The organism is Corynebacterium sp. HMSC075D04 (assembly GCF_001815635.1).
GTDB lineage: Bacteria > Actinomycetota > Actinomycetes > Mycobacteriales > Mycobacteriaceae > Corynebacterium > Corynebacterium coyleae.
The window spans coordinates 199,439-220,772 of sequence record NZ_KV821289.1; the positions used below are offsets into that span (position 1 = coordinate 199,439).

At 60.9% G+C, this 21,334-nt stretch carries 22 protein-coding genes and 1 tRNA gene; 3 read left to right on the forward strand and 20 right to left on the reverse strand.

What is annotated here, in order from left to right:
* Positions 1-83 precede the first annotated feature (83 nt).
* Together HMPREF3048_RS01700 and HMPREF3048_RS01705 are read left to right on the forward strand one after the other, a co-directional pair.
* Complete coding sequence (locus HMPREF3048_RS01700) at positions 84-425, forward strand: YchJ family protein (protein WP_070771030.1); 342 nt, start codon at positions 84-86, stop codon at positions 423-425.
* Between the two features lie 81 nt (positions 426-506).
* Positions 507-580, forward strand: a tRNA-Pro gene (locus HMPREF3048_RS01705).
* 61 nt (positions 581-641) lie between these two features.
* Here the strand turns inward: HMPREF3048_RS01705 and HMPREF3048_RS01710 are convergent.
* The 3 genes from HMPREF3048_RS01710 to HMPREF3048_RS01720 all read right to left on the reverse strand — a co-directional run bounded on the left by HMPREF3048_RS01710 (position 642) and on the right by HMPREF3048_RS01720 (position 3,147).
* Positions 642-1,532 (reverse strand): 3-hydroxyacyl-CoA dehydrogenase, encoded by an 891-nt coding sequence (locus HMPREF3048_RS01710; RefSeq protein ID WP_342027963.1) that lies wholly within the window; start codon positions 1,530-1,532, stop codon positions 642-644.
* A gap of 46 nt (positions 1,533-1,578) precedes the next feature.
* Positions 1,579-2,115, reverse strand: coding sequence for a gamma carbonic anhydrase family protein (locus HMPREF3048_RS01715; protein ID WP_070771031.1), 537 nt, complete (start codon positions 2,113-2,115; stop codon positions 1,579-1,581).
* Positions 2,116-2,202: 87 nt separating this feature from the next.
* On the reverse strand, positions 2,203-3,147 hold the full coding sequence (locus tag HMPREF3048_RS01720) for a CE1 family esterase (RefSeq protein ID WP_083316642.1): 945 nt from the start codon (positions 3,145-3,147) through the stop codon (positions 2,203-2,205).
* 46 nt (positions 3,148-3,193) lie between these two features.
* Here HMPREF3048_RS01720 and HMPREF3048_RS01725 point away from each other — a divergent pair, with 46 nt between their 5' ends.
* A complete protein-coding gene (locus HMPREF3048_RS01725; RefSeq protein WP_070771032.1) occupies positions 3,194-3,976 on the forward strand; it encodes a class I SAM-dependent methyltransferase in 783 nt (260 codons plus the stop codon).
* 9 nt (positions 3,977-3,985) lie between these two features.
* Here the strand turns inward: HMPREF3048_RS01725 and HMPREF3048_RS01730 are convergent, their stop codons facing one another.
* The 17 genes from HMPREF3048_RS01730 to HMPREF3048_RS01810 all read right to left on the reverse strand — a co-directional run bounded on the left by HMPREF3048_RS01730 (position 3,986) and on the right by HMPREF3048_RS01810 (position 20,706).
* Positions 3,986-4,672, reverse strand: a complete 687-nt coding sequence (locus HMPREF3048_RS01730) for a CE1 family esterase (RefSeq protein WP_070451561.1) — start codon at positions 4,670-4,672, stop codon at positions 3,986-3,988.
* Between the two features lie 8 nt (positions 4,673-4,680).
* Positions 4,681-6,279, reverse strand: coding sequence for a ribosome biogenesis GTPase Der (gene der / locus HMPREF3048_RS01735; RefSeq protein ID WP_070771033.1), 1,599 nt, complete (start codon positions 6,277-6,279; stop codon positions 4,681-4,683).
* Complete coding sequence (gene cmk / locus HMPREF3048_RS01740) at positions 6,276-6,980, reverse strand: (d)CMP kinase (protein WP_070484761.1); 705 nt, start codon at positions 6,978-6,980, stop codon at positions 6,276-6,278. Before cmk ends, der begins: the two co-directional genes overlap by 4 nt.
* The gene (locus HMPREF3048_RS01745) at positions 6,980-7,909 is read right to left on the reverse strand and encodes a pseudouridine synthase (protein WP_070423219.1); all 930 of its coding nucleotides are present in this window, start codon (positions 7,907-7,909) and stop codon (positions 6,980-6,982) included. Before HMPREF3048_RS01745 ends, cmk begins: the two co-directional genes overlap by 1 nt.
* Before the next feature lie 45 nt (positions 7,910-7,954).
* Complete coding sequence (gene scpB, locus HMPREF3048_RS01750; protein WP_070423220.1) at positions 7,955-8,509, reverse strand: SMC-Scp complex subunit ScpB; 555 nt, start codon at positions 8,507-8,509, stop codon at positions 7,955-7,957.
* Between the two features lie 36 nt (positions 8,510-8,545).
* The gene (locus HMPREF3048_RS01755; RefSeq protein ID WP_070771034.1) at positions 8,546-9,364 is read right to left on the reverse strand and encodes a segregation and condensation protein A; all 819 of its coding nucleotides are present in this window, start codon (positions 9,362-9,364) and stop codon (positions 8,546-8,548) included.
* Entirely contained in the window at positions 9,364-10,233 is an 870-nt protein-coding gene (locus HMPREF3048_RS01760) for a ParA family protein (protein ID WP_070423222.1), read from the reverse strand. Before HMPREF3048_RS01760 ends, HMPREF3048_RS01755 begins: the two co-directional genes overlap by 1 nt.
* A 61-nt stretch (positions 10,234-10,294) precedes the next feature.
* On the reverse strand, positions 10,295-11,380 hold the full coding sequence (locus HMPREF3048_RS01765) for a hypothetical protein (RefSeq protein WP_246818828.1): 1,086 nt from the start codon (positions 11,378-11,380) through the stop codon (positions 10,295-10,297).
* 12 nt (positions 11,381-11,392) lie between these two features.
* On the reverse strand, positions 11,393-12,313 hold the full coding sequence (xerD, locus tag HMPREF3048_RS01770) for a site-specific tyrosine recombinase XerD (RefSeq protein WP_070423223.1): 921 nt from the start codon (positions 12,311-12,313) through the stop codon (positions 11,393-11,395).
* On the reverse strand, positions 12,314-12,961 hold the full coding sequence (locus HMPREF3048_RS01775) for an NUDIX domain-containing protein (protein WP_070615156.1): 648 nt from the start codon (positions 12,959-12,961) through the stop codon (positions 12,314-12,316).
* On the reverse strand, positions 12,958-13,812 hold the full coding sequence (locus HMPREF3048_RS01780) for a copper transporter (protein ID WP_083308960.1): 855 nt from the start codon (positions 13,810-13,812) through the stop codon (positions 12,958-12,960). Before HMPREF3048_RS01780 ends, HMPREF3048_RS01775 begins: the two co-directional genes overlap by 4 nt.
* A gap of 3 nt (positions 13,813-13,815) precedes the next feature.
* Entirely contained in the window at positions 13,816-15,024 is a 1,209-nt protein-coding gene (steA, locus tag HMPREF3048_RS01785) for a putative cytokinetic ring protein SteA (protein WP_141758818.1), read from the reverse strand.
* Positions 15,025-15,064: 40 nt separating this feature from the next.
* Positions 15,065-16,795: a DNA repair protein RecN gene (gene recN / locus HMPREF3048_RS01790; protein WP_070771035.1), complete on the reverse strand. Its 1,731-nt coding sequence runs from the start codon at positions 16,793-16,795 to the stop codon at positions 15,065-15,067.
* 9 nt (positions 16,796-16,804) lie between these two features.
* Positions 16,805-17,743, reverse strand: a complete 939-nt coding sequence (locus tag HMPREF3048_RS01795) for an NAD kinase (protein ID WP_070451574.1) — start codon at positions 17,741-17,743, stop codon at positions 16,805-16,807.
* Positions 17,740-18,564 (reverse strand): TlyA family RNA methyltransferase, encoded by an 825-nt coding sequence (locus tag HMPREF3048_RS01800; protein ID WP_070423228.1) that lies wholly within the window; start codon positions 18,562-18,564, stop codon positions 17,740-17,742. Before HMPREF3048_RS01800 ends, HMPREF3048_RS01795 begins: the two co-directional genes overlap by 4 nt.
* A 174-nt stretch (positions 18,565-18,738) precedes the next feature.
* Positions 18,739-19,722: an HAD-IIA family hydrolase gene (locus tag HMPREF3048_RS01805; protein ID WP_070771036.1), complete on the reverse strand. Its 984-nt coding sequence runs from the start codon at positions 19,720-19,722 to the stop codon at positions 18,739-18,741.
* A gap of 3 nt (positions 19,723-19,725) precedes the next feature.
* Positions 19,726-20,706, reverse strand: coding sequence for a hypothetical protein (locus tag HMPREF3048_RS01810; RefSeq protein WP_083292055.1), 981 nt, complete (start codon positions 20,704-20,706; stop codon positions 19,726-19,728).
* Positions 20,707-21,334: the final 628 nt, after the last annotated feature.

The window sequence follows — 21,334 nt, forward strand, 5'->3', positions numbered from 1 at the left end:
CAGGCGCTGAAAACGCTGAAGGTACTGCTGGCACCGGTGACTTGTGGAGCGAAGTACGCGGGCTTTGCCGATGTGGGCTTGGCATGCCATATGAAGCCTGCTGCGGCCGCTACATTTCCGGTACTGCGAAAGCCCCGACCGCTGAGACCCTCATGCGGTCGCGCTACACCGCGTTCGTCATCGGCGACGGTGACTACATCGCCCGCACCTGGGCACCGGAAGAGTTGCCCGCCGGCCTTGACGTGAATCCTGAAGGCGAGCCGTTTACCCGCCTGATCGTCCTGGAAACCAAAGGTGGCGGCCCCTTCGACACCGATGGTGTCGTGGTCTTTGAAGCCCACTACCCCGGCGGTTCCCTTCGGGAGCGCTCCACTTTCGAACGGCGCGACGGCGCCTGGGTTTACGTCGACGGCACCGTCAACTGACCTGGCAGTTTTGGGGCAGCATGACAGTGCTGTAATATGCGACAAGTTGCCACAATTGCAGCAATGCAAACGGTAACGGATCGGGCTGTGGCGCAGTTTGGTAGCGCACCACACTGGGGGTGTGGGGGTCGCAGGTTCAAATCCTGTCAGTCCGACAAAACACCCCTGGGGCCGCTGCGATAAACGCCAGGCCCCAGGGGTATTTGCGACTGTAGGTTAAGACACGATCTTGCCGTTCGCGTCGTAGGTGTAGAAGCCCTGCCCAGCTTCCAAGCCGGTCCTACCTTCTGCGACCATCGGCTTCAGTGTCGTCTCAACGAAATCCTTCTGCCACTGCGGGGCGTTCTCGTTGGACTCGATCACGGCGACCAAGGTGCGCACGCCGACGAGGTCCATGATCTCAATCGGCCCGCGCGGGGAGCCGGTGGAGTTGCACCAGTCGCGGTCGATGTCGACGGGGTCAGCGATGTCGTGGTGCAGCAGGTACATGCCGGCACTGAGCAGCGGCACCAGCAGGGTGTTCAGCACGTAGCCGGGCTGCTCGCGCTTGAGCGGGACCGGTACCATGTTGATCTGCTCCGCAAACTCCACGAGTTGGTCCACATACTTCGGGTCAGTGCCCTCGTGAGGCATGATCTCGGCAGTGTTCTGAATCCAGATGTGGTTGGCAAAGTGCAGTGCCAAGAAGCGCTCCGGCGCACCCGTCGCGTCCGCGAACTTGCTCGGCATGAGCGTCGACGTGTTGGTGGCAAAAACGGTGGTCGCCGGGGCGTACTGCCCCACTTCGGCCCACACCTTGCGCTTGAGCTCGAGGTTCTCCGGGATCGCCTCGATGACCAGGTCCGCGTTCGCTAGCGCTTCCTTAAGGTCCGAGGTCTGGGTGAGGTTTTCGTGCGCCGCCGCGATGGTTTCGTCGTTAGCGGACTCGAGCTCCACCTTCATTTGCTCACCGATGGCGTCGAAACGCTGTTTGCCGGCCGCGAGGGCCTCCTCGTTAATGTCGTAGGACACTACCTTCTTTCCCGCGAACGCAGAGCAAAAAGCGATCTGCGCGCCCAGGACACCTGCACCAAGTACTGTTACGTTATTGAATGTCATGCCCGTCACGTTACTCCTGTTTATGTGACTTTCACAGCAGTTCTAGTGTGAAGTTTTACGCAAGCGACGCCCGGTCCACCGCCATGAGACCTGTCGCTGCCCGCCGGCCCAGCTCCACGTAATACGCCGCGTGCCTCAACCGCGCCTCAAAGGTGTCCGACTCGAGTGCGCGCTTGACCTTTGCCGGCACACCTGCTGCAAGAGAGAACTCCGGCAACTGCTGCCCCTCCAGTACCACTGCCCCGCCGGCGATGATGCTGCCCTTGCCGATGCGCGACCGCGACAGCACCGTCGCATTCATCCCGATCAGGCAGCCTGGCTCGATATGGCAACCGTGGATCATCGCAAGGTGGCCAATCGTCACGTCCTCCTCGAGCACTGTCTCCCCATCCGTGTCCACGTGCAGGACTGAGCCGTCCTGCACGTTCACACGCGCACCGATACGGATTGCGCCCACATCGCCACGGATGACCACGCCGGGCCAGATGTTGGCGTCCTCGCCGATCTCTACATCGCCGATAATCGTCGCCTCGTCAGAGATGTACGCCGATGGAAGAATCTTGGGGGTTTTGCCCTCGAAGCTATAAATCATGCGTTCCAGTGTGCCGGAATTGCCCAACGCGTGGCGCTGAAAAGTGCGTAACCGCGTCTGTACGGGTGGTCGTCGTCAAGCAGTGCGCTACTGCTGCGTCGCCCGGCCGAGCCGGAAGAACTTCAGCATGGCGTCGGTGGCGAAGCCTTTCGGCACCGTCCCAGATGAGTCGCCGGCGCCGCCTGGCCACACGTGGGGGCCATTTTCGATGCGGTAGTGGGCAAGTTCGGCGTCGCACCTCGACCAACGCTCTCGGATGACGCCCGGGGCCACCTCAATATCTTCGTCGCGTGCTGCACAGTGGTTGCGTGATGCGGACTCGTGAAGCATTTCCTCCACCGAGTTGTATGCCGTGGCGTGGCGTTGCCCGCCGTTGTAGGCGATGACATTGTCGCCCGTGCCGTGGAAATCGACGTGCATCATCGGGATCTGGGAACAGCCTGCAGAAACGCGTTGATAATAGGCGCCCGCAACTGTCGCGATACCAGTGAATGCCTGCGGCCGTTGGCAACCCACAAATGCGGCGAAACCTCCGCCGTTAGAGAAACCTGCGGCAAAAACACGAGAGCGGTCAACTGAAAACTCACCTTCAATCTCAGCCAGGACGGCGTCGACGAACGCCAGGTCTTGCTGCCCGGAGGTTGAGGCGTATGGTGCGGGCGCCCAGGCGGAGTCTTTGCCGTCGAGGTACGCCACGATGGCGTCTGCGGCATCGAGCCCGGAGTTTTTCCGGATCTTTTCGGCGTCTTCCTTATAGCCGTGGAACACGAAGATCACTGGCAGACGGTCACGCTGACGCGCTCCCGCAGGGGTAGAGACGATGTAGTCGCGCTTCAACCCACCTGCGGTGATGTTGCGATGTTCGCTGCCTGGTGGCCCCCATGGTTCGACCTCGCGCACGTCGTCCGCAGCGGGCAGTGCTTTGGTTGTTACCCCGGGTTCCTTGACGCTTCCGTCCCCTCCGGAGCAGCCGGTGAGTACGAGCAGGACTGTGGACAACGCCGCCGCGGTGACGGTTGAAACTTTGCCCATTACGTCTGCTGCTCCGGATAAAACACGACAGGTAGATTAGTGCATCATGCCAATAAGCGGAACACAGCCAGGTCCGAGCAAGAAGTCGCAGCCGACCTTTCGTGACCGCGCTCACCAACACACCGCGGCGAGTGCGTTTGTGCGCGATGCGGATCGCTACCACGACGCGCGTCCGTCGTATCCTCGTGAGGTTGCCGAGTTGTTCGACGGCGCCGATGTCGTGTGCGACGTCGGCGCCGGCACTGGGAAATTAACGCAGTTGCTTATCGACGACCACCGCACCGTCTACGCCTGCGACCCCTCCCCCGACATGACACGCGTACTCCATCACCAGTTGCCGGAGGTGCCTGTGTGGCGGGCGACGGCGGAAGCGACGGGGCTCGCGGACAATGCCGTCGATGCGATCGCGTGCGCACAGACCTGGCACTGGGTAGACCCGGCAGAGGCCAGCGCTGAGACAGACCGCGTCATCCGCGATGGCGGTTGCCTTGTCCTGTGTTGGAATACGCTCGCGGTACATCACCCTTGGGTGCTGCGGCTCAGCCGCATCATGCACTCGGGTGATGTGCAGCGCGAAGGCTTCTACCCCACCGTGCACGCCCCGTGGCAACTCGAACGGGAGGTCCGCACGGAGTGGGTCGATCAGATCCCAGTCGAACACTGCTTCGAGCTCATGGCCACACGCTCGTACTGGCTGAAAGCCTCCGAGCGCACCCGAGCAAAGATGGAGGCGAATCTGACGTGGTACCTCTACGAGCGCCTCGGGTTCGATGAGGGACAAATCATCCCGCTGCCCTACCGCACGGACGCGTTTGTGTACCGGCGATAGAGCGGGCTGCTAAAACAAATCGGTCCGCTTCTCAATCCCGAAGAAGTCGAAGATCTCCTCGGTCACGTCGATGCCACGATGCGCAGCCCACGGTCCGGTAGGCCACTCGTGGCCCATGCCCTCCACTCGGTGGTGCAGGGTACGAGCCTTGTCGCTGTTGCGACGCTCAAACGCGGCAACCACTTCGGGAGCGCCGAGAATGCCGTCCTCAGCGGGGCTTCCGTATCCCGGCCGGACCTCGCCGTTATATGGCACTACGTCGTCGTGGGTGCCGTGGATGTTGAGGTAGTCCACCGGCTCGGCTGCCTCGATCTGCGCCTCGGTGCAGCGCACAGCCGCAGACACAGAGGCAACACCCGCGAAGGTATCGCTGAGCGTAGACAAGTAGACCGCGAGACCGCCACCATTGGAGAAACCAACGGCGTAAATGCGTTCGGGGTCGATGTCGAAGTGTTCGCTGGTTTGGGCGATGATGTCGTCGATACGCGCCTTGTCCTGCTCAATCGTGTTCAGCGCGTACGGCGCAGGAGCCCACGCCAGACCGGCACCCGTCGGCGCAACGACCACTGCGTTGGCCTGCACGAGGCCGGTACCGCCGAGGAAGTTCCGCCCATTATCGCCACGGCCGTGCAGCGCAACAATCAGGGGCAACGGCCCCTTCGGATCTGAGGGCGCGGAATAGACCGTCGAGTCCATAGTCCTGCCTACTTCTTTCCGCGACGCTCACGCACACGCACCGCGATGCGCACCGGAGTGCCGTGGTAGCCGAACTGCTCGCGGAACTTGCGCTCAAGGTAGCGGCGGTAACCGCCATCGAGGAAGCCCGTGGTGAACAGAATGATTGTCGGCGGGCGCGTCGTCGCCATGGTGGCAAAGAGCAGCTTGGGCAGACGGTTGTTCTTCATCGGAGGCGGGTTCGCGGCAATCGCCTCACGCAGCCAGTTGTTCAGCTGGCCCGTCGAGATGCGCCTGTCCCAGTTCTCCAGCGCTTCCTTCATCGCTGGCTCCAGGCGGTGCAGACCACGACCGGTGTCCGCGGAAATGTTGAGCTTGGTTACCCACTTCAACTGGCCCATGGTCAGGTCGAATTCGCGGTCGAACTCGTAACGACGATCCTCGTCCATGAGGTCCCACTTGTTAAAGCAGATCACCATCGCCTTGCCGGCTTCGAGGACCATCGAGATCACGCGCTGGTCCTGCTCGGAGATCTCCTGGGAGGCGTCGATGAGCACCACACACACTTCAGCGGCCTCGATCGTGCCGCGAGTGCGCAGTGATGCGTAGTACTCGTGGCCCTGGGCGTTCTTAACTTTCTTCCGCAGGCCGGCGGTATCGATGAACGTCCAAAGGTCCTCGTCCAACTGCACCAACTCGTCGACCGGGTCGACGGTGGTGCCGGCGACGTTGTCCACGACAGAGCGATTGGACTTGGTCAGCTTGTTCAGCAGGCTGGACTTGCCCACGTTCGGGCGGCCCACAAGTGCAACACGTCGCGGGCCCTGAGTGACCGACGCGGCAGCACGCGGAACCTCGGGGAAGTTGCGCAGGATCTCATCGAGCACGTCGGCACCGCCGCGGCCGTGCAGCGCAGAGACCGGCCACGGATCGCCAAGACCCAGCGAATAGAACTCGGCGACCTCGCCCCACTGACTGTCGGACTCAAACTTGTTTGCAACGAGGATGACAGGCACCTCAGCGCGCTGCAGGTTGCGGGCCATCACCATGTCTGTCTCGGTCACGGTGGTCTTTGCGTCGACAACCATGACGATGACGTCCGAGGTCTCCATGGCTGCCTCGGACTGGCGCGCGATCGAGGCGTGGATGCCCTTTGCGTCCGGGTCCCAGCCACCGGTGTCCTGCACCCAGAAACGACGTCCGTTCCACTCCGCCATGTAGCTCACACGGTCGCGGGTCACGCCGGGATGGTCCTCCACAACTGCTTCACGACGACCCAAGAACCGGTTTACCAGCGAAGACTTACCCACATTCGGGCGGCCCACGATAGACACCGTCGGCAACGCTTCCTTGACCACGTCCGGGCGGATGATGCCGTATTCGGCTTCGATTTCGGCCCATTCTTCGTCGGTGTAGTCGTCGGTCTCGTCGCCAGCATCGGTATCATCGCCGAAGTCGGCCTCGCTGAACTCCGACTCATCGAAGTCCTCGAGGTCGTCGTAGTACTCAGCGTCGTCCGCATCGACCTCATAGGCTTCAAGGTCGTCGTAGCCAGAGGCATCGATGCCGGGTTGGATGAATTGAGTCTCCGGCTCGAGACCGTCTTCAATGTTCTTCTTGTCGCTCATCGTGCGCTCCTTTCCACCACGGCAGTCAGCGCAGCGAGCACCTCATCCGGGGTCATTTCAGACGTATCCACGATCTCGGCGTCGTCAGCGGGACGCAGCGGGCTGGTCTTGCGTGACGAGTCCGCCTCGTCGCGCCGCTTCACATCCGCCAACACTGCATCAAAGTCCACGTCACGGCCAGCGGCTACATCCTGATCGAAGCGACGCTTCGCACGTACTTCAGCGCTTGCCGTCATGTAGACCTTTGCCGGAGCATCCGGCAACACGACAGTGCCGATATCGCGGCCCTCCACGATCGCGCGGCCGGCCTCGCGGGCCAACTTGCGCTGCAGTTCCACAAGGTTCACGCGGACCTGCGGGATCGCAGAGACCGCAGAAACGTGCTGGGTGACTTCCGGTCCTCGGATCTCGCGGGCAACATCCTCACCTGCAAACAACACTGCGGTGGAATCCGGATCGTCGGATACCTCAAGCGGCAGATCAGCGGTCGCTTCGATCACCGCATCCGTATCAACCGGGTCGACACCAGCGCGCAAGACGGCCAGGGTGGCAACGCGGTACATCGCACCCGTATCCACATACTTCGCGTCGAGCTTCTTCGCTAACGCGCGACACATCGTAGATTTACCGGTGCCGGACGGGCCGTCCACTGCGAGAATCAGCCCGCCGTCAGCCAAGTTGGAAATCTTCTGGTCTGCCATTACATCCCCACCGCCTTGTACAGCGACGCAAGCTCGGAGGAATTGAGCGCACGCATCATGCCTGGCTTCATCTCGCCGAGCTGGACCGTGTGGAACTTGGTGCGAACCAGTCGTTGCACCGGGAAGCCAGCTTCCTTCAGCATGCGGCGCACAATGTGCTTACGCCCTTCGTGGAGCTCCACTCGGATGATCGACTGCCCGTTGTGGACATCCACGATCTGAGCGTAGTCGGCCTTCGCGGGGCCGTCGTCAAGCTCGATGCCCTCCTTGAGCTGCTTGACCAGCGCATTGTTCGCCTCGCCCAGGACAGTGGCCATGTAGGTCTTCGACACCTCGTACTTCGGGTGCATCAGACGATTCGCCAGTTCACCGTCGTTGGTCAACAGCAACAGACCCTCCGTGTTGGCGTCGAGGCGTCCCACGTGGAACAGACGCTGACCCGCGGCGGTGCGCTCCGAAAGGTAGGAGCCGACCGAGGTGCGGTCAAGCTCATCCTTCATCGTCGAGTGCACGCCACGCGGCTTGTTAAACACGAAGTATTCGTGCTCCTCGTTGACGTTGATGCGCTCCCCGTCCACGCGGATGATGTCCACGTTCGGGTTAACACGCATGCCTTGCACGTTGACGATCTTGCCGTTGACCTCAATGCGGCCCTGGTCGATCATGGCCTCTGCGTGACGACGAGACGCCACACCTGCCTGCGCCAACACCTTCTGCAGACGGATCCCCTCAGTTTTGCGGGTCTTATCCTGCGGGTTGTCGTCCCACCAGTTGTCATCCAGCGGGTGGGGCTCATTCTTCGCGGCATTTGCGCGTCGCTTGTCCAAACGGACATTCTGCTTCTTTGCCGGCTTCGCGTACGAGATGTAGAACGTTTCGTCCTTCTCGGGCTTGTCCGGTGTGCCGTCTCGGCGAGCGGGAGGAGTCATGTTTCCTCAATTCCTTTTCAGTCGTATGCGGTTTTTGGGCCGATCCTACCAGGCATCTTCGATTGCATCGATGTCCGGAAGCAGTGGCGCAAGGTCAGGAAGGCGCTCAAGCGAGTCAATGCCCAGAAGTTCGAGGAACAGCTCCGTCGTCACATAGCGGTGTGCGCCAGATTCTTGCTCAGGATCAACCTCCGCAATCAAGCCGCGCAGCGCAAGGGTGCGCATGACGCCATCAACATTGACCCCGCGCACTCCGGCAACCTGCGAGCGCGTCACCGGCTGGCGGTAAGCAACCACTGCGAGCGTCTCCATTGCCGCGCGCGAGAGTTTCTTCTGCGTGCCGTCGAGCAAGAACGCCTCGACCGCATCGGCATTTTCGGGCCGGGTATACAGCCGCCAGCCCTCTGCGGTCTCACGCAAATCAATGCCACTGCCACGGGTGTCGAGTTCTCGCGACCACGCGCGAAGGTGATCCGACACTTCCGCAGTCGTTGCTCCGAGCGCACCCGCGAGGTCCTCCACGGACACCGGCGTATCGACGACCAACAGCACCGACTCAATCCGCGAACGCAACTGCGCAACCATCGGCATGTCTTCCATACCGCAGGAGTCTAGCTGCCCGTACTTGTTCAGTGACTAGTTCCAGTTCGATGCCGCAACGACCGCCGGATCGACCTCAAGCCCGGTCCAGGACACGTCAAGTTGGCCAAGCGCTTCGGGCTGCTCTGTTTCCACCGCTCGGGCCTTGTACAACTCCAGCAGGGCGAGGAACCGGCCAACCACCTCCATGGACCTCGTGCAATCGCGTGTCAGTGCGGCAAACGTCATCCAGGTACCTGAGCCGGCGAGCTTGAGTGTGTCCAGGATCTTGCCCGCCTGCTCAGGCACGGACACAGCAATGGCGTGCAGGTGGTCAGTGCGTACTTCCTCCGGCGGCTTAGGCCGGAAAACACTGGCAGCAAGTTCCGCGAAACTTGCTGCGGTATGCCCAAGTTCAACCGGTGGCAAAAGGTCCACGAACCGAGGCTCCATGGATACGGCACGCGGGTGTCGTCGATTAGCAGATGCTTGCCACGTAGCAAACTGGTCAGCAACCTGCTGATATGCGCGGTACTGCAGAAGACGTGCGAACAGGAGGTCCCGGGCCTCCAGAAGGTCGTAGTCCTCCTCCAGGTCATGATCACCACGTGGCAACAGCCGCGCAGTCTTCATGTCCAACAAGGTGGCCGCGACCACGAGGAACTCAGTGACCTCGTCAAGCGACTCCGTCTGCCCCAATGCACGGGTATACGCAATGAACTCGTCGGTCACCTCGGCGAGCGCAACCTCGGTCACGTCGAGTTTCTTCGCCTGAATCAAGCTGAGCAGCAGATCAAACGGCCCTTCGAAGTTATTCAGCGCGAGGGTAAAGCCCGTGATCTCCGGCTGGGGGTACTGCTCAGGTGCCTGGGCCACTAGCTAGTGCGCTCCAACACCTCAAGGGCCAGATTGCGGTACTGTTCCGCACCTTGCGAGTTGGGAGCCCACGTAATAATCGGCTCACCCGCAACCGATGTCTCCGGGAAACGCACGGTACGGGTAATCACGGTGTCGAAGACGCGGTCGCCGAACACCTCAACTACACGATCCATGACCTCACGGGCGTGGGTCGTGCGACGATCAAACATAGTGACAAGGATGCCCACGATGTCCAGGTCGAAGTTGATGCGGTCGCGCACCTTTTCCACGGTATCGGTGAGCAGCGCGAGACCACGGAGCGAGAAGTACTCACACTCCATGGGGATGATCACGCCCTGCGAGCACGCCAACGCATTCACAGTGAGCAAACCGAGCGACGGGCCACAGTCCAGGATGATGAAGTCGTACTCCCCGCGCACGGGGCGCAGCGCACGAGCAAGCGTGTGCTCGCGGCCGACTTCGTTGACCAGCTGAATCTCAGCCGCAGACAGGTCAATATTCGCGGGTACCAGATCAAGCCCGGACACGTTTGAGCGCTTGATCGCCGCGTGAATGCTGGCAGTGTTGTCAAACAGCAAGTCGTAGACCGTGACCTGATCCTCCTCATAGGACACACCAAGGCCAGCGGAGAGTGCACCCTGCGGGTCGAGGTCTACCAGTAGCACCTTGCGCCCTTGCTCTGCCAAGCATGCACCGAGATTGATAGTGGACGTGGTCTTACCCACGCCGCCCTTTTGGTTCACCATCGAGATGATGGTTGCGGGACCGTGCCGCTCAAGCTCCTTCGGCTTGGCAAACTCACGCCACGGCCGACCCGTCAAAAACGTCTTCTGGTCAGCCGCGTCAAACAGCGCCTCGTCCGCCATGGCCGATCCTTCCCTCGATCACGTCTAAACCCTTGACTGCAGTCATCTTACAACGCTGTGATTAGACCTGCCCACGGCTTCGCTTCCGAAGGAAGATAATCAGCAGCGCAAGTGCCGCGATAAGCGCACCACCACCAATGATGAGCGGGACAAGATCACCTACCGACGAACCCGAGTCAACGCTATCGCCTTGACCTTTGTTGTCTGCTCCCGCATACGGGTTTTCTTCATCCGTTTCGGCAGCCTGCTCAACCGGAGCATTCGTCGACGTAATCACCGCGACAAACGTCGCCGCGCCGTTCTCCACGACCTCCATAATGAACGGGTTGTCAGGCGTCTCGCCTTCCGGGTACGTCAGCGTCAACGTGCGCCCCGCGACGTTCACGTCACGCTTGACCCCTTCGATGATGTTGCCGTTGACATCGAGGTAACGCAGTTTCGCATTCGACGAGTCGTAGTTGGCGTATTTCATCAAATCGCGCGCCTTACTCAACGGCACCTTGACCACGATCTCGTTGCCGTGAATCTCTCCCTCGAAATCGAGGCGCTTCGCATCCGCGGTGTCCGCCTTTTCCGCTGGCTTACGCTCAGGGCGATTGACGGCGCCGCTGCCACTGCCTGCACCCGCACCGGATCCGCCGTTCGAGGCTTCACCGTTTGCGTCGCCACCGCCGTTTGCGCCACCGCCACCGTTGTCTTCGGAGTGGCCTCCACCACCGTGGTGCTCGGTGTTTTCTCCAGCGCCACCGCCCGCAATTTCGTCTGCATCAGTTGCCTGTCCGCCGCCCACAGCGACGAGGTTAACTGTCGCCGTGTAACCGCCGGCGCTCGCAGGCACTGCTGCGGTCGCGCCCTCTTCCGCTGGAGCGGTCACCGACACCGACGTGCCATTGGATGTGACCACCCAGCCGCCTGCGGAGTAATTCACATCCACCGGCACGCCCACATCAACCGTCGTCGTCTGCCCCGCAGGCACGGTGATCTCCGAGGGAATCATGTTCGCCATTGCATCCGGGCTTAGCCCGCCCGGGATCTGCGCCGAGGCAGGGTGTGCTCCCACACCTCCGCCAAGCCCCACGGCAAGCAGCAGGGCTGCCGGAACCGCAAGTGTTGCGCGACGTGCTCGTGCAAATGTGTACTCACTCATAAGCGCAAAAGCTTACGCACGTGGATGCGAACTACGCCAAACCTCGCGCAGGCTATCTGCTGTGACATGTGTGTAAATCTGCGTAGTCGTCACTGAAGCGTGCCCCAACAATTCCTGCACGGAGCGCACATCTGCGCCACCTTCCAGCAGATGCGTGGCAAACGAGTGCCGGAGCGTGTGCGGGGAGATCTCTTTGTCTATCCCCGCACGCTCCGCAGCCTGCTTGATTACAGTCCAGGCGCTCTGGCGAGTTAAGGCTCCACCGCGCCTATTCAAGAACAACGCGTGTGACTTCCCGGTGGCGAATACGGGTCTGCCTCGCACGAGATACGCCTCGATCGCATCTTGTGCATGCCGGCCGAGCGGGACGAGGCGCTGCTTACTTCCCTTGCCAGTCACGGTCAGAATGCCTTCAGTATCTATTGCGGCTGTCGCATCATCGACGCTCAGATCAAGCACCTCAGAAACTCGCGCACCTGTGGCATACAGCGTTTCCAACAGCGCCTTGTCGCGTAGGCCGAGGGGCTGTTCGGTCGGGCAGGCATCGAGAAGCGTCGCCACCTCCCCAATGCTCAAAGTGTCGGGTAGCTTCTCGCCAGCTGACGGTGGGGAAACTTCGGCAGCGGTATCTGCCGGCAATACGCCTTCTTCTACGCCAAAACGGTGCAAGCCTCGGGCGACAGTCAGCGCACGCGCAGCCGAAGATGCCGCGAGGGGGCGTGCGCCGTCCACCCCGCGGCGCAAGTCAGCAACGTACGCCTCTACATCGGTGGCACTGACTGTTGCCAAGTCGCTTTTCCCAGCGGCTGCCAACCATCGTGTGTACCGGTTGACGTCGCGGGTGTAGTTACTCAACGTGTGAGGGGAGACTCCCCGCTCAACAGCGAGATGCTGCAACCAGCGCGCAGCTAGTTCGTCGGCTTTTACCGCCATCTAGATGCGCTTCATATCCGGCACGATGCCACGCTCGGCTCGCCGCTTCGGCAGCGATTGCGGGCGCAACTCGAATGGCTCCGACACATCACGTGACTGCGCTTTACCCTCTGCGACGCGGCAAGCAGCCAAAATGCCGCCCACGGCGATTGAGTTCACAATCTCGCCTCGAAGCACCATTTGTGCGGCCTCGCTCAGTGGCACCCACCGAAAGTCCATGTCGGCTTCTTCGTCCTCGGCGTCCGGGCGTTCCACCTCGCGCAGTTGCTTTGCGACGAATACCCGCACCGCCTCTTCCGCAAATCCCGGAGACGTCACCAAATCCACCAGCACGCCCCACTGCTCAGCCTCGAGACCGGCTTCCTCAACCAGTTCGCGCTTCGCACATACCAACTCGTCTTCTTCGTACATGTCCAGAAGCCCCGCAGGCAGTTCAAGCAGCCGCTTGCCTACGCTGTGCCGGTACTGCTCGACGAGCGCGACGCGCCCGTCGTCGTCAAGTGCAACTACTGCCACTGCGCCGAAATGCTCGACGATCTCACGGTTAGCTGGCTTGCCACCAGGCATGACCACACTGTCGCGGCGCACAGCGATGATTGGGGCTTCGATCAGTGCCTCGGAGGACTCGACGGTAAATTCGTGGCTCACTCTGCCACCGCCAGCACTGAAGAAATCCTGCCGGACTCGTAGCTCACGTTGCCTACCGTAGTCACGCCGCGCAGTTCCTTTGGCGCGATGTCTTGACTCGTCAGCACGGTTTTGCCTGCATGGCCAAGTGCTTCCGCAAGGTCCTGCACCAGCTTCGCACCGAAGTCTCCGCCGGCGTCACCGGAGGCGCCATCCACAATCACGACAGCCTCCGCGGGCACGATCTCACCTTTCGTCTCGACGAAACCGGATTGTTGCAGCGTGTCAATTACGATTTTGCGATCCGAAGCCTGTGCCGGCGCTTCCTTCGTCTCAGGGTCGATCAACATAATCGACGCCAACGACTCACCCGCATGGGTGCCCGGTGAACGGTTCTCCACGCTCAACTGCGCACCGGACGGCAACGTCGACGCAATCACCGTGGACAACTCGTCGGCAGAGTTTTGCGACGTAAACTTCTCTGTCAGTTTCAATTCACCAGCATCGGAAGCGCCCGCCGCGTTGAGCAGCCACCGCACGGAATCGACATCGATATCGGCGGCTGTATGCGTACGCACGATAGCGACCGGCACCTCTTTGAGCGCTCCAGAGACGATGGACACCGACTCACTGCCCAGAAGAGCATCGGCAGCATCAAGCCGCTGCTGCGCTTCGCTGCTTTCCTTTGTCGGCTCCTCGGCTCCATCACCATTCGCGTTCCGGTCGACGTCGCTGAGAAACGCACCATTGAACAGATCCGGGCCGCCAGGAATAGCCGGCGCGAGTACCGACGCCCCCAACACCACGCCGAAAGCTAACCCCCAACACAGACCAGCAGTGACAAGCCCACCCGTCCCTTTTTGCTTTCCCACGGTTTACTCCCCTTCCCCTGCCGGAATCCAGCCGCGCACCGTGTTGGCAACTGTGTCCCAGGTATTGACCAGGTTGTCGGCGAACGTCCCATTTCCGCCAAGCCCAACGACGAGAATGACGGCGGCAGCAGCGACCAGCAGGCCGAGTAACGCCCAGGCCCATGCGACACCGCTGGTGGATTCGACTGCGTAAAGATTCTCAATAACCGTAGAATCAACAATCTTGCGGCCGGCCTTCAAGCGAGCAAGCAACGCAGCCGGATCGGCATTTGCCGGGTCCGTGAGCATCCCGTCCAACTCCACCGGCTCGCCTACGGTGACAATCGTCTCCGCATCATGGAACGCAGCAAGCAAGATCGCGAGGTCTGTCGGCGAATCAGTCGCTGTTGGGAACGTCATCGCCCCCACACCCAAGTCTTGGATACGCTCCAAGCCAGGCGCATAACCGTCTGGGTCAGCCGGCAGAATCACCCGTGCTTCAGAACGCAAATTCTCCGACGCGACATCTGCGGGGTCACCGACAATGAAGTCCGCGGCATAACCCATCTCTGCCAGCGTGTTCGCGGCGCTTCCCACACCAATGATGACCGGGGTGTACTCCCGCATAAAGTTGCGGATGCCTGTCAGACGGCGCCGCGTGTCATCTCCTGGAGAGACAACAACGACCTTGCGGTCCGCCATTGCGTCGCCAAGTTCGGGTGCGCCGACACCGTCAATAAGCAACGGCGCTTCCGAGTGGATGAACTCAATGGTGTTGCCGAAATAGGCTTCCATGTTCTCCACGAGCCCTTGCTGTGCCTCAGCGAAGGAGTTGTCCACCTGCTCACGTGTGACACGCTGTGCAACACCGACGTCTTTCCTTCCGACGGTGATCGTCCCCTCTGGCGTGACCGTGACCTTCTTGCCGTCGCGGATCTTCTCGCGAACAGCGGCGTCGGCCACTTCGAAGATCGGAACGTTGGCGTCGAGAAGCAAATGCGGACCGAACGTCGGTAAGGATCCAGTGCTGTACGGCGCAAGATTGATCACCGCAGCAGGACGGCGGGCAATGAGCTGCTCTGCTAAACGACGCTGCATGTCCGGCGCATCCACAATCGCAATATCGCCCTCATGCAGGCGAGCAAGGCCTTTGCCCCGCGGTGTGCAGTCGCGCAGCGTACCGCGCAATTCCTGCGCGGGCGCTTCCCCAGTTCCAACAGTCATAGCGACCATTGTGCAACGTTGACCTGCCAGAACTGTGGAGGCGCGCGGGCTACGTCCGCATTTCCTCCACTTCGCGCTGCGCACGCTTGAACAATTCTGCCGCGTGGGCACGCCCTGTATCCGAATCATCAAGGCCCGCCATCATGCGCGCGAGCTCCTCAATCCGCTGCTCGTCAGTCAGATTGCCCACACCCGACGTCACCGCCTCGTCGCCCACGTCCTTTGACACATGCAGGTGCGTGTTCGCATACGCCGCAACCTGGGGCAAGTGCGTAACGACGATGACCTGATGCCTCAACGCCAACCTCGCCAAACGGCGCCCAATCTCCACCGCAGCACGTCCACCGACACCAGCGTCCACCTCATCAAAGACCAGCGTGCCGCCCGCCGACGACTCCGAAAGGATCACCTCAAGTGCCAGCATGACTCGTGAGAGCTCACCACCAGATGCGCTCGTGGCCAACGGCTTTGGCTCCAACGCGCTGTTCGGTGCGAGCGTGATCTCCACAGCGTCCGCACCATCGCGGCCAAACTTGGCCTCCGCCAGCTCGACGCGCAGCTGCGCCTTCGGCATGGCAAGCCCGTGAAGCTCTTCCGTCACCGCCTCCCCGAGGTTTTTGGCAGCCTTGTTGCGTGCCTTGGTCAACGCTGCCGCTCGCTTTTTTAGTTCGGCTTCAAGATCAGCAACGCGGCGCTTCAGCTCGTCGATAGCTTCTTCTGACGTATCAATCTTGCTCAGCCGTTTCCCGGCCTTCTCTCGCCACGCCAACACACCCGCGATGTCCGGAGCATATTTTCGTGTGAGCCCCTTGAGTTCCTGTTGGCGCTGCAGAAGGCGCTCTAGCTCATCCGGGTCGGTCGGAAGATCTGCGGTGAAACTACCGAGTTCCGCAGACACATCCGCAAGCACACCGGCGACCTCCCCGAGGCGCACACCAAGCTCCCGTAACTCCTCGTCACTAGCTCCTACCAACGCCGCCTGCGCCCTGCCAACAAGGTCTGATGCAGCTTCTTCCGCCTCTGCGCTGTAGCCGCCGACGGCTTCAGCACCATCAATTGCCACCAGCGCGGTCTGGGCGGCCTCACGCAGCGCATCAACATCCTGAAGACGGTTAATGGTTGCAACGAGGTCGGCATCTTCGCCGTCTACGGGTGCTACTGCGTCGATTTCCTCAATTGCAAACCGCAGCCGGTCCATCTCCTGTGCTAACTCAAGGCGTTTCTCGGTGCGGTCCTTCAGATCTTTCGCTGCCTCCCGCCACTGGACATAAACATCGCGATAGGAGGAAAGCTTCTGAGCGATCGCCGGGTCGAACCGGTCCAACGCCGCCAGCTGCTGTTCCGGCGCGAGAAGCCTCAACTGGTCGTTCTGGCCATGAATCGTGAGCAGATGCCCAGCAAGATCACCCAGTGTCGCGGCCGGAACCTTTCGGCCTCCTAGGTGAGCGCTCGATCGCCCCGTCGCTTTCACAGCACGTGAGACGACGTATTCGCCGTTTTCATCAGGCCCTGCACCAGCGCCCTCTGCAATCGCATGCACGGCGGACAATGTCGATTCCGGCAGATCTGCGATGCTGAGCGCGCCTTCCACCACAGCTTCCTGCGCCCCGGTTCGAACTCGGGAGGCATCAGCGCGGCCTCCTGTCAGCAGCCGCAAGCCAGTTACAACCATGGTCTTACCTGCACCGGTTTCACCGGTGAGCACCGTCAACCCAGGAGCAAGCTCCGCCGAGGCATGACGGATCACGCCCAAGTTCGAAATCGCGATCTCTGCGAGCACTCTGCCTCCTTACGCATCAACGCCGCGTACACCACGACCCGTCCGCGGGCCGCGCCAGCCGGACACCGGCAGCCGGAACTTATCCACCAGCCTGTCGGTGAACGGTTTGTCGTCCAAGCGTACCCACCGCACCGGACGCGACCCCCTACTTACTTCAACCCTCGAACCAGGAGGCACCGGGATGCGACGGAACCCATCCATTACCGCCATGGCACTCGACGTCGTGTGTTCTGACTCCACAGCAACCGTCGAGCGCGGCGAGACAACAAGTGGCTTTGCAAACAACGCATGTGCGTTATTCGGCACCACCAGCAACGCATCGAGTTCTGGCCACATCACCGGACCGCCAGCAGAAAACGCATAGGCTGTGGATCCGGTCGGTGTGGCCACCAGTACGCCATCGCAGCCAAACGACGACACAGGCCGAAAATCAACCTCCAACGTGGCATCAAGCACCCGTGTACGATCCAGATTCTCCACGCTGCATTCATTCAGCGCCCAATCCGTCCCGACGACCTGCCCCTCTTGGTCGATGACTGCCACGTCGATGGTCATTCTGTCGACAACGCGGTACGTCTTATCGACGACCTGCCTCACCGACTCCTCAAGACTCTCCGCGTCACCTTCTGCGAGGAACCCGACATGTCCGAGGTTGACTCCCAACACCGGAATATCCTGCGCCCGGGCATGCTCTGCGGCGCGCAGAAATGTTCCATCTCCGCCGAGCACCAGCACCAGCTCGCAGCCAAGCGCCGCATTGTCGTCAGCAGCGGCACGTGTCAGCCCACTGAGCACCGGATGCGTCTCAATCGCATCCATCTGTTCCTGTTCAAGCAACCGCACCGTAATGCCGGCTTCCTGGAGCATCTCCGCAGCCCTCGCTGCGGACGCGATATTCGACTCGCGGAACAAGTGCGGAACCAACAAGATCTCACGCTCAGCCGTCATTGCGGCCCCTCCTTCACGGCCTTTTGGACTGCGGCGGCGAGGGAATCGTCGTCAAGCATTGCCTCGCCTCCATCCTTTACAAGCCACAGGAAGTACTCCACGTTACCGCTCGGCCCTGGCAGAGGCGACGCAGCCACCCCACGCACGCTGAGCCCCAGCCCCTGTGCGAATTGGGCGACATCCACAGTGACTTCTTCGCGCAACTCCTGTGAACGGACAACGCCACCAGAGCCTAAACGGTCCTTGCCAACCTCAAATTGAGGCTTGACCATCGGCAACAAGTCAGCGCCATCCTCAAGACATTCCACCAGTGCCGGCAACACCAGCTTCAACGAGATGAAAGACAGGTCGCCGACCATCAGGTCCGCGAGTCCACCCATCATGTCCGGCGTCAGGTTTCGGATATTCGTCCGATCGAGCACCCGCACCCGCGGATCGTTCTGCAAGCGCCACACGAGCTGACCGTAGCCAACGTCCACGGCAACAACCTCACGTGCGCCGTTTCTGAGCAACACGTCTGTAAACCCACCTGTCGACGCGCCAGCATCCAGCGCCCTACGCCCTTCGACGCTCAGGCCACGTGGCCCGAAGGCTTCCAACGCTCCAAGTAACTTGTGCGCGCCACGAGACGCCCAGTCATCAATGTCCTCGACATTGACGCGTATCGACGCCTCTGGCTCTACCACTGTCGCCGGCTTCGACGCCACAAACCCACCGACCTCGACACGGCCCTCCTTGATCCACGTTTGAGCCTGCTCGCGCGAACGTGCAATCTTGCGGCGCACAAGCTCTGCATCCAAACGCCTCCGTTTGGGCGGCATTAGCTGTTCCTTTCTTGCAACGCATGCCCCAGTACCGCATGCGCGCGCGTCAGTGCGTCAACCTCATCGGCAAGCGATTCAGTATCTTCCGCGAGAATCGCTTCAAACTGTGACGTGACCTCCTCAGGCGTCGTATGCGGCGCCCGCGGATCCCTGGGCATGGGTGGCTTCATGTCACCACCACTGAGCTGTAGCAGCTTCAGCAGCCTCTGAGTTGGGCCGCACAAACTCCGGTGGAGTCTCCATATGCCACGCGACCTCCAAAACCGTGCGCAGGGCCTGAATCGGTGTCGCACCATCCTTGCCGTAGCTCAAAATGATGTCGTTGCCGTCAATACGTGCAGCGAAACCGCCCTGCGGTCCCGGACGCAAAACCTCTGGGTCCTCGTTGAGTCCGCGCATATCCTCCGCGATAAACGTCGGTCGCTGCTCCTTGGGCGCCTCCATGAGCGCCAACGGGCCAGAAACACCGGTAAGCACGTGCAGCGACGGAATCCCCGCCGCAACGCCACCTGCAATATCAGTATCTAGCCTGTCTCCCACGGCAAGCGGACGCTTCGCATTCATGCGTTCAGAAGCCTGAATGAACATCGCCGGCCCCGGCTTGCCCGCGCTTTCCGGAGTCACACCTGTCGCCGATGTCACCGCAGCAACCATCGAACCATTGCCGATCATCAACCCACGTTCCATTGGCAAAGACGTATCCAGGTTTGACGCAAGATAGATTGCGCCCCGCTGAATTGCCAACGCAGCTTCCGACAACTGCACCCAACCGGTCCCCGGGTTGTGGCCGTGCAGCACCGCCTTCGGATTCGCATCTGCACTATCGACGACGACGTAACCCGCTTCGTCGACAAGCTGCTTAAACGACGGCGCGCCAACCACAAGAACAGGATCTCCGGGGGCGAGGTGCGCCTCAGCCATCGACAACGCAGCCTGTGCTGAAGTGATCACGTCTTCGGTCTTCGTATCGAGGCCAATCTTGCCCAGCATCGCAGCCACATCCGCTGCGCTACGCGACGCATTGTTCGTCACATACATAGCCGGAATCCCCGACGCCGTAATGGCCTCTACGGCGTTTGGAATCGCCACTCCGCCATTCCACACAGTGCCGTCGAGGTCAAGCAGGAGAGCGTCGTAGTTATCCTTCAGCGCCATTGTCTAGTCCAATTCTGCGGCGCGCTCCGCCGCATCCGTGAAACCATCCGTATCAATCTTCGCAGCGTGTTCAAACCACGTCTTGGCCTCACCACGCTGGCCAGTCGCAAGAAGGGCATCAGCATATGCGTAGGAAAGACGCACTTGCTCAAATCCCTGCGAATCCAAAGAAGGATTCATGCGCTGCAGCGTCGCAAGTGCAGAATCGTGCTGACCGAGATCATGGCGTGCGCCGGCAAGCACAATCGCCAATTCGATCTTCCCCGCTTCGTCCAATTCATTAGCTTCAGGGCTACGACCAAGTTCAAGCGCCTTCTGAGGTCGGCCCAAGCCACGCTCCGCATCAGCCATCACAGCTAGCAGCCCCGGGCCACCAGACATCCGCCGCGCCGCACGAAGTTCTGAAAGCGCTTCCTTCCACTCACCAGCGCGATATGCAACTACGCCAGCAGTCTCACGGACAACGCCGACACGACCAGCACGGTTCTTCGCGGCGCGGGCGTGCTCAAGTGCGAGCTTCGGATCGTCCTCCAGGAGATCAGTAGCCATCAGCATGTGCTGTGCAACGCGTTCCGCATTGTCCTTGGAAAGCACCTTGAGGTCCTGCAGCACAGACGGGTCAAGGTCGTTAATATCCAGGCCCGACGGCAAGTCAGGTTCGCGCTCCTTCTGCGCCATCCGTTCCTCGCGGTATCCCTCACGATATGGGTTCGAGCGATCGTGGCGGACACGGTTGTCCTGCCCGCCGTGGCCCGGGTGGCCGCCCTTACCGTGGGGCTTGCCACGGCCGCGGCCACCACCGTGACCGCCGCGTTTATTGTCGCCGCGTGCTCCACCGTAGCGATCCTCGCGACGTCCGCGCTCTCCGTCGCCAAATTCACGACGACCACGAGACTGCCCGCGGTTATTCCTACCGCGACGGTCTCCGCCACCACCATAAGAACGTTGACGTCCCTGGTTATCTCCGTTGCCGGCCTCTGCCATGGAATCCCTCCAATTCGTATCCAAGCCATTATAGGGATGCTCAACACAGTTATGCTGATCCCCCTCAGCCGAGCGGACTTGGCGAGCATTCGACTCCGTAATGGGCTATCAAGGATTCGTTCTCCGCATTGCGGTTACGTCCCTCTCCTGGCTGTGCTGTATGCAAAACCCGACGTCATATCTTTCGCTGACTTGGGCAGAGTGTAAAACGCTGCGGCCGTGAAGCTTCATTTTGCATTTACGACTGTGTGCTGGTGGCTTTAGTCGAGTCTTCGGTGGCGTGAAGTCGCTTCGCTCCGCATTGCGGACAAGTGGGTAGACACCAACTATTTCCTTGTATCGGCTGGGCTACTTTTCCAAGAGCGCTGACAAGAGCGCCGCCGCTGGCATCGACTCCGTGGTCCACATTGCGGACTAATGGGTGTACGCCAACTATGCAGTGGCATAGTCAGGCACGCAATGTTTCTGACTCTGTATTGCGGTCTGGTGGGTGTGCACCAATGTTGCTGTTGTCGGCGACAACAATCATGTGGGTATGCGCAAAAACACCCGTAGGTGAAACCGGTTGGGTTTAGTTTCGTTTACGGGTGTTTGTGTGTGAAGTTGTTGGGTCGGCGGTAACCTACTC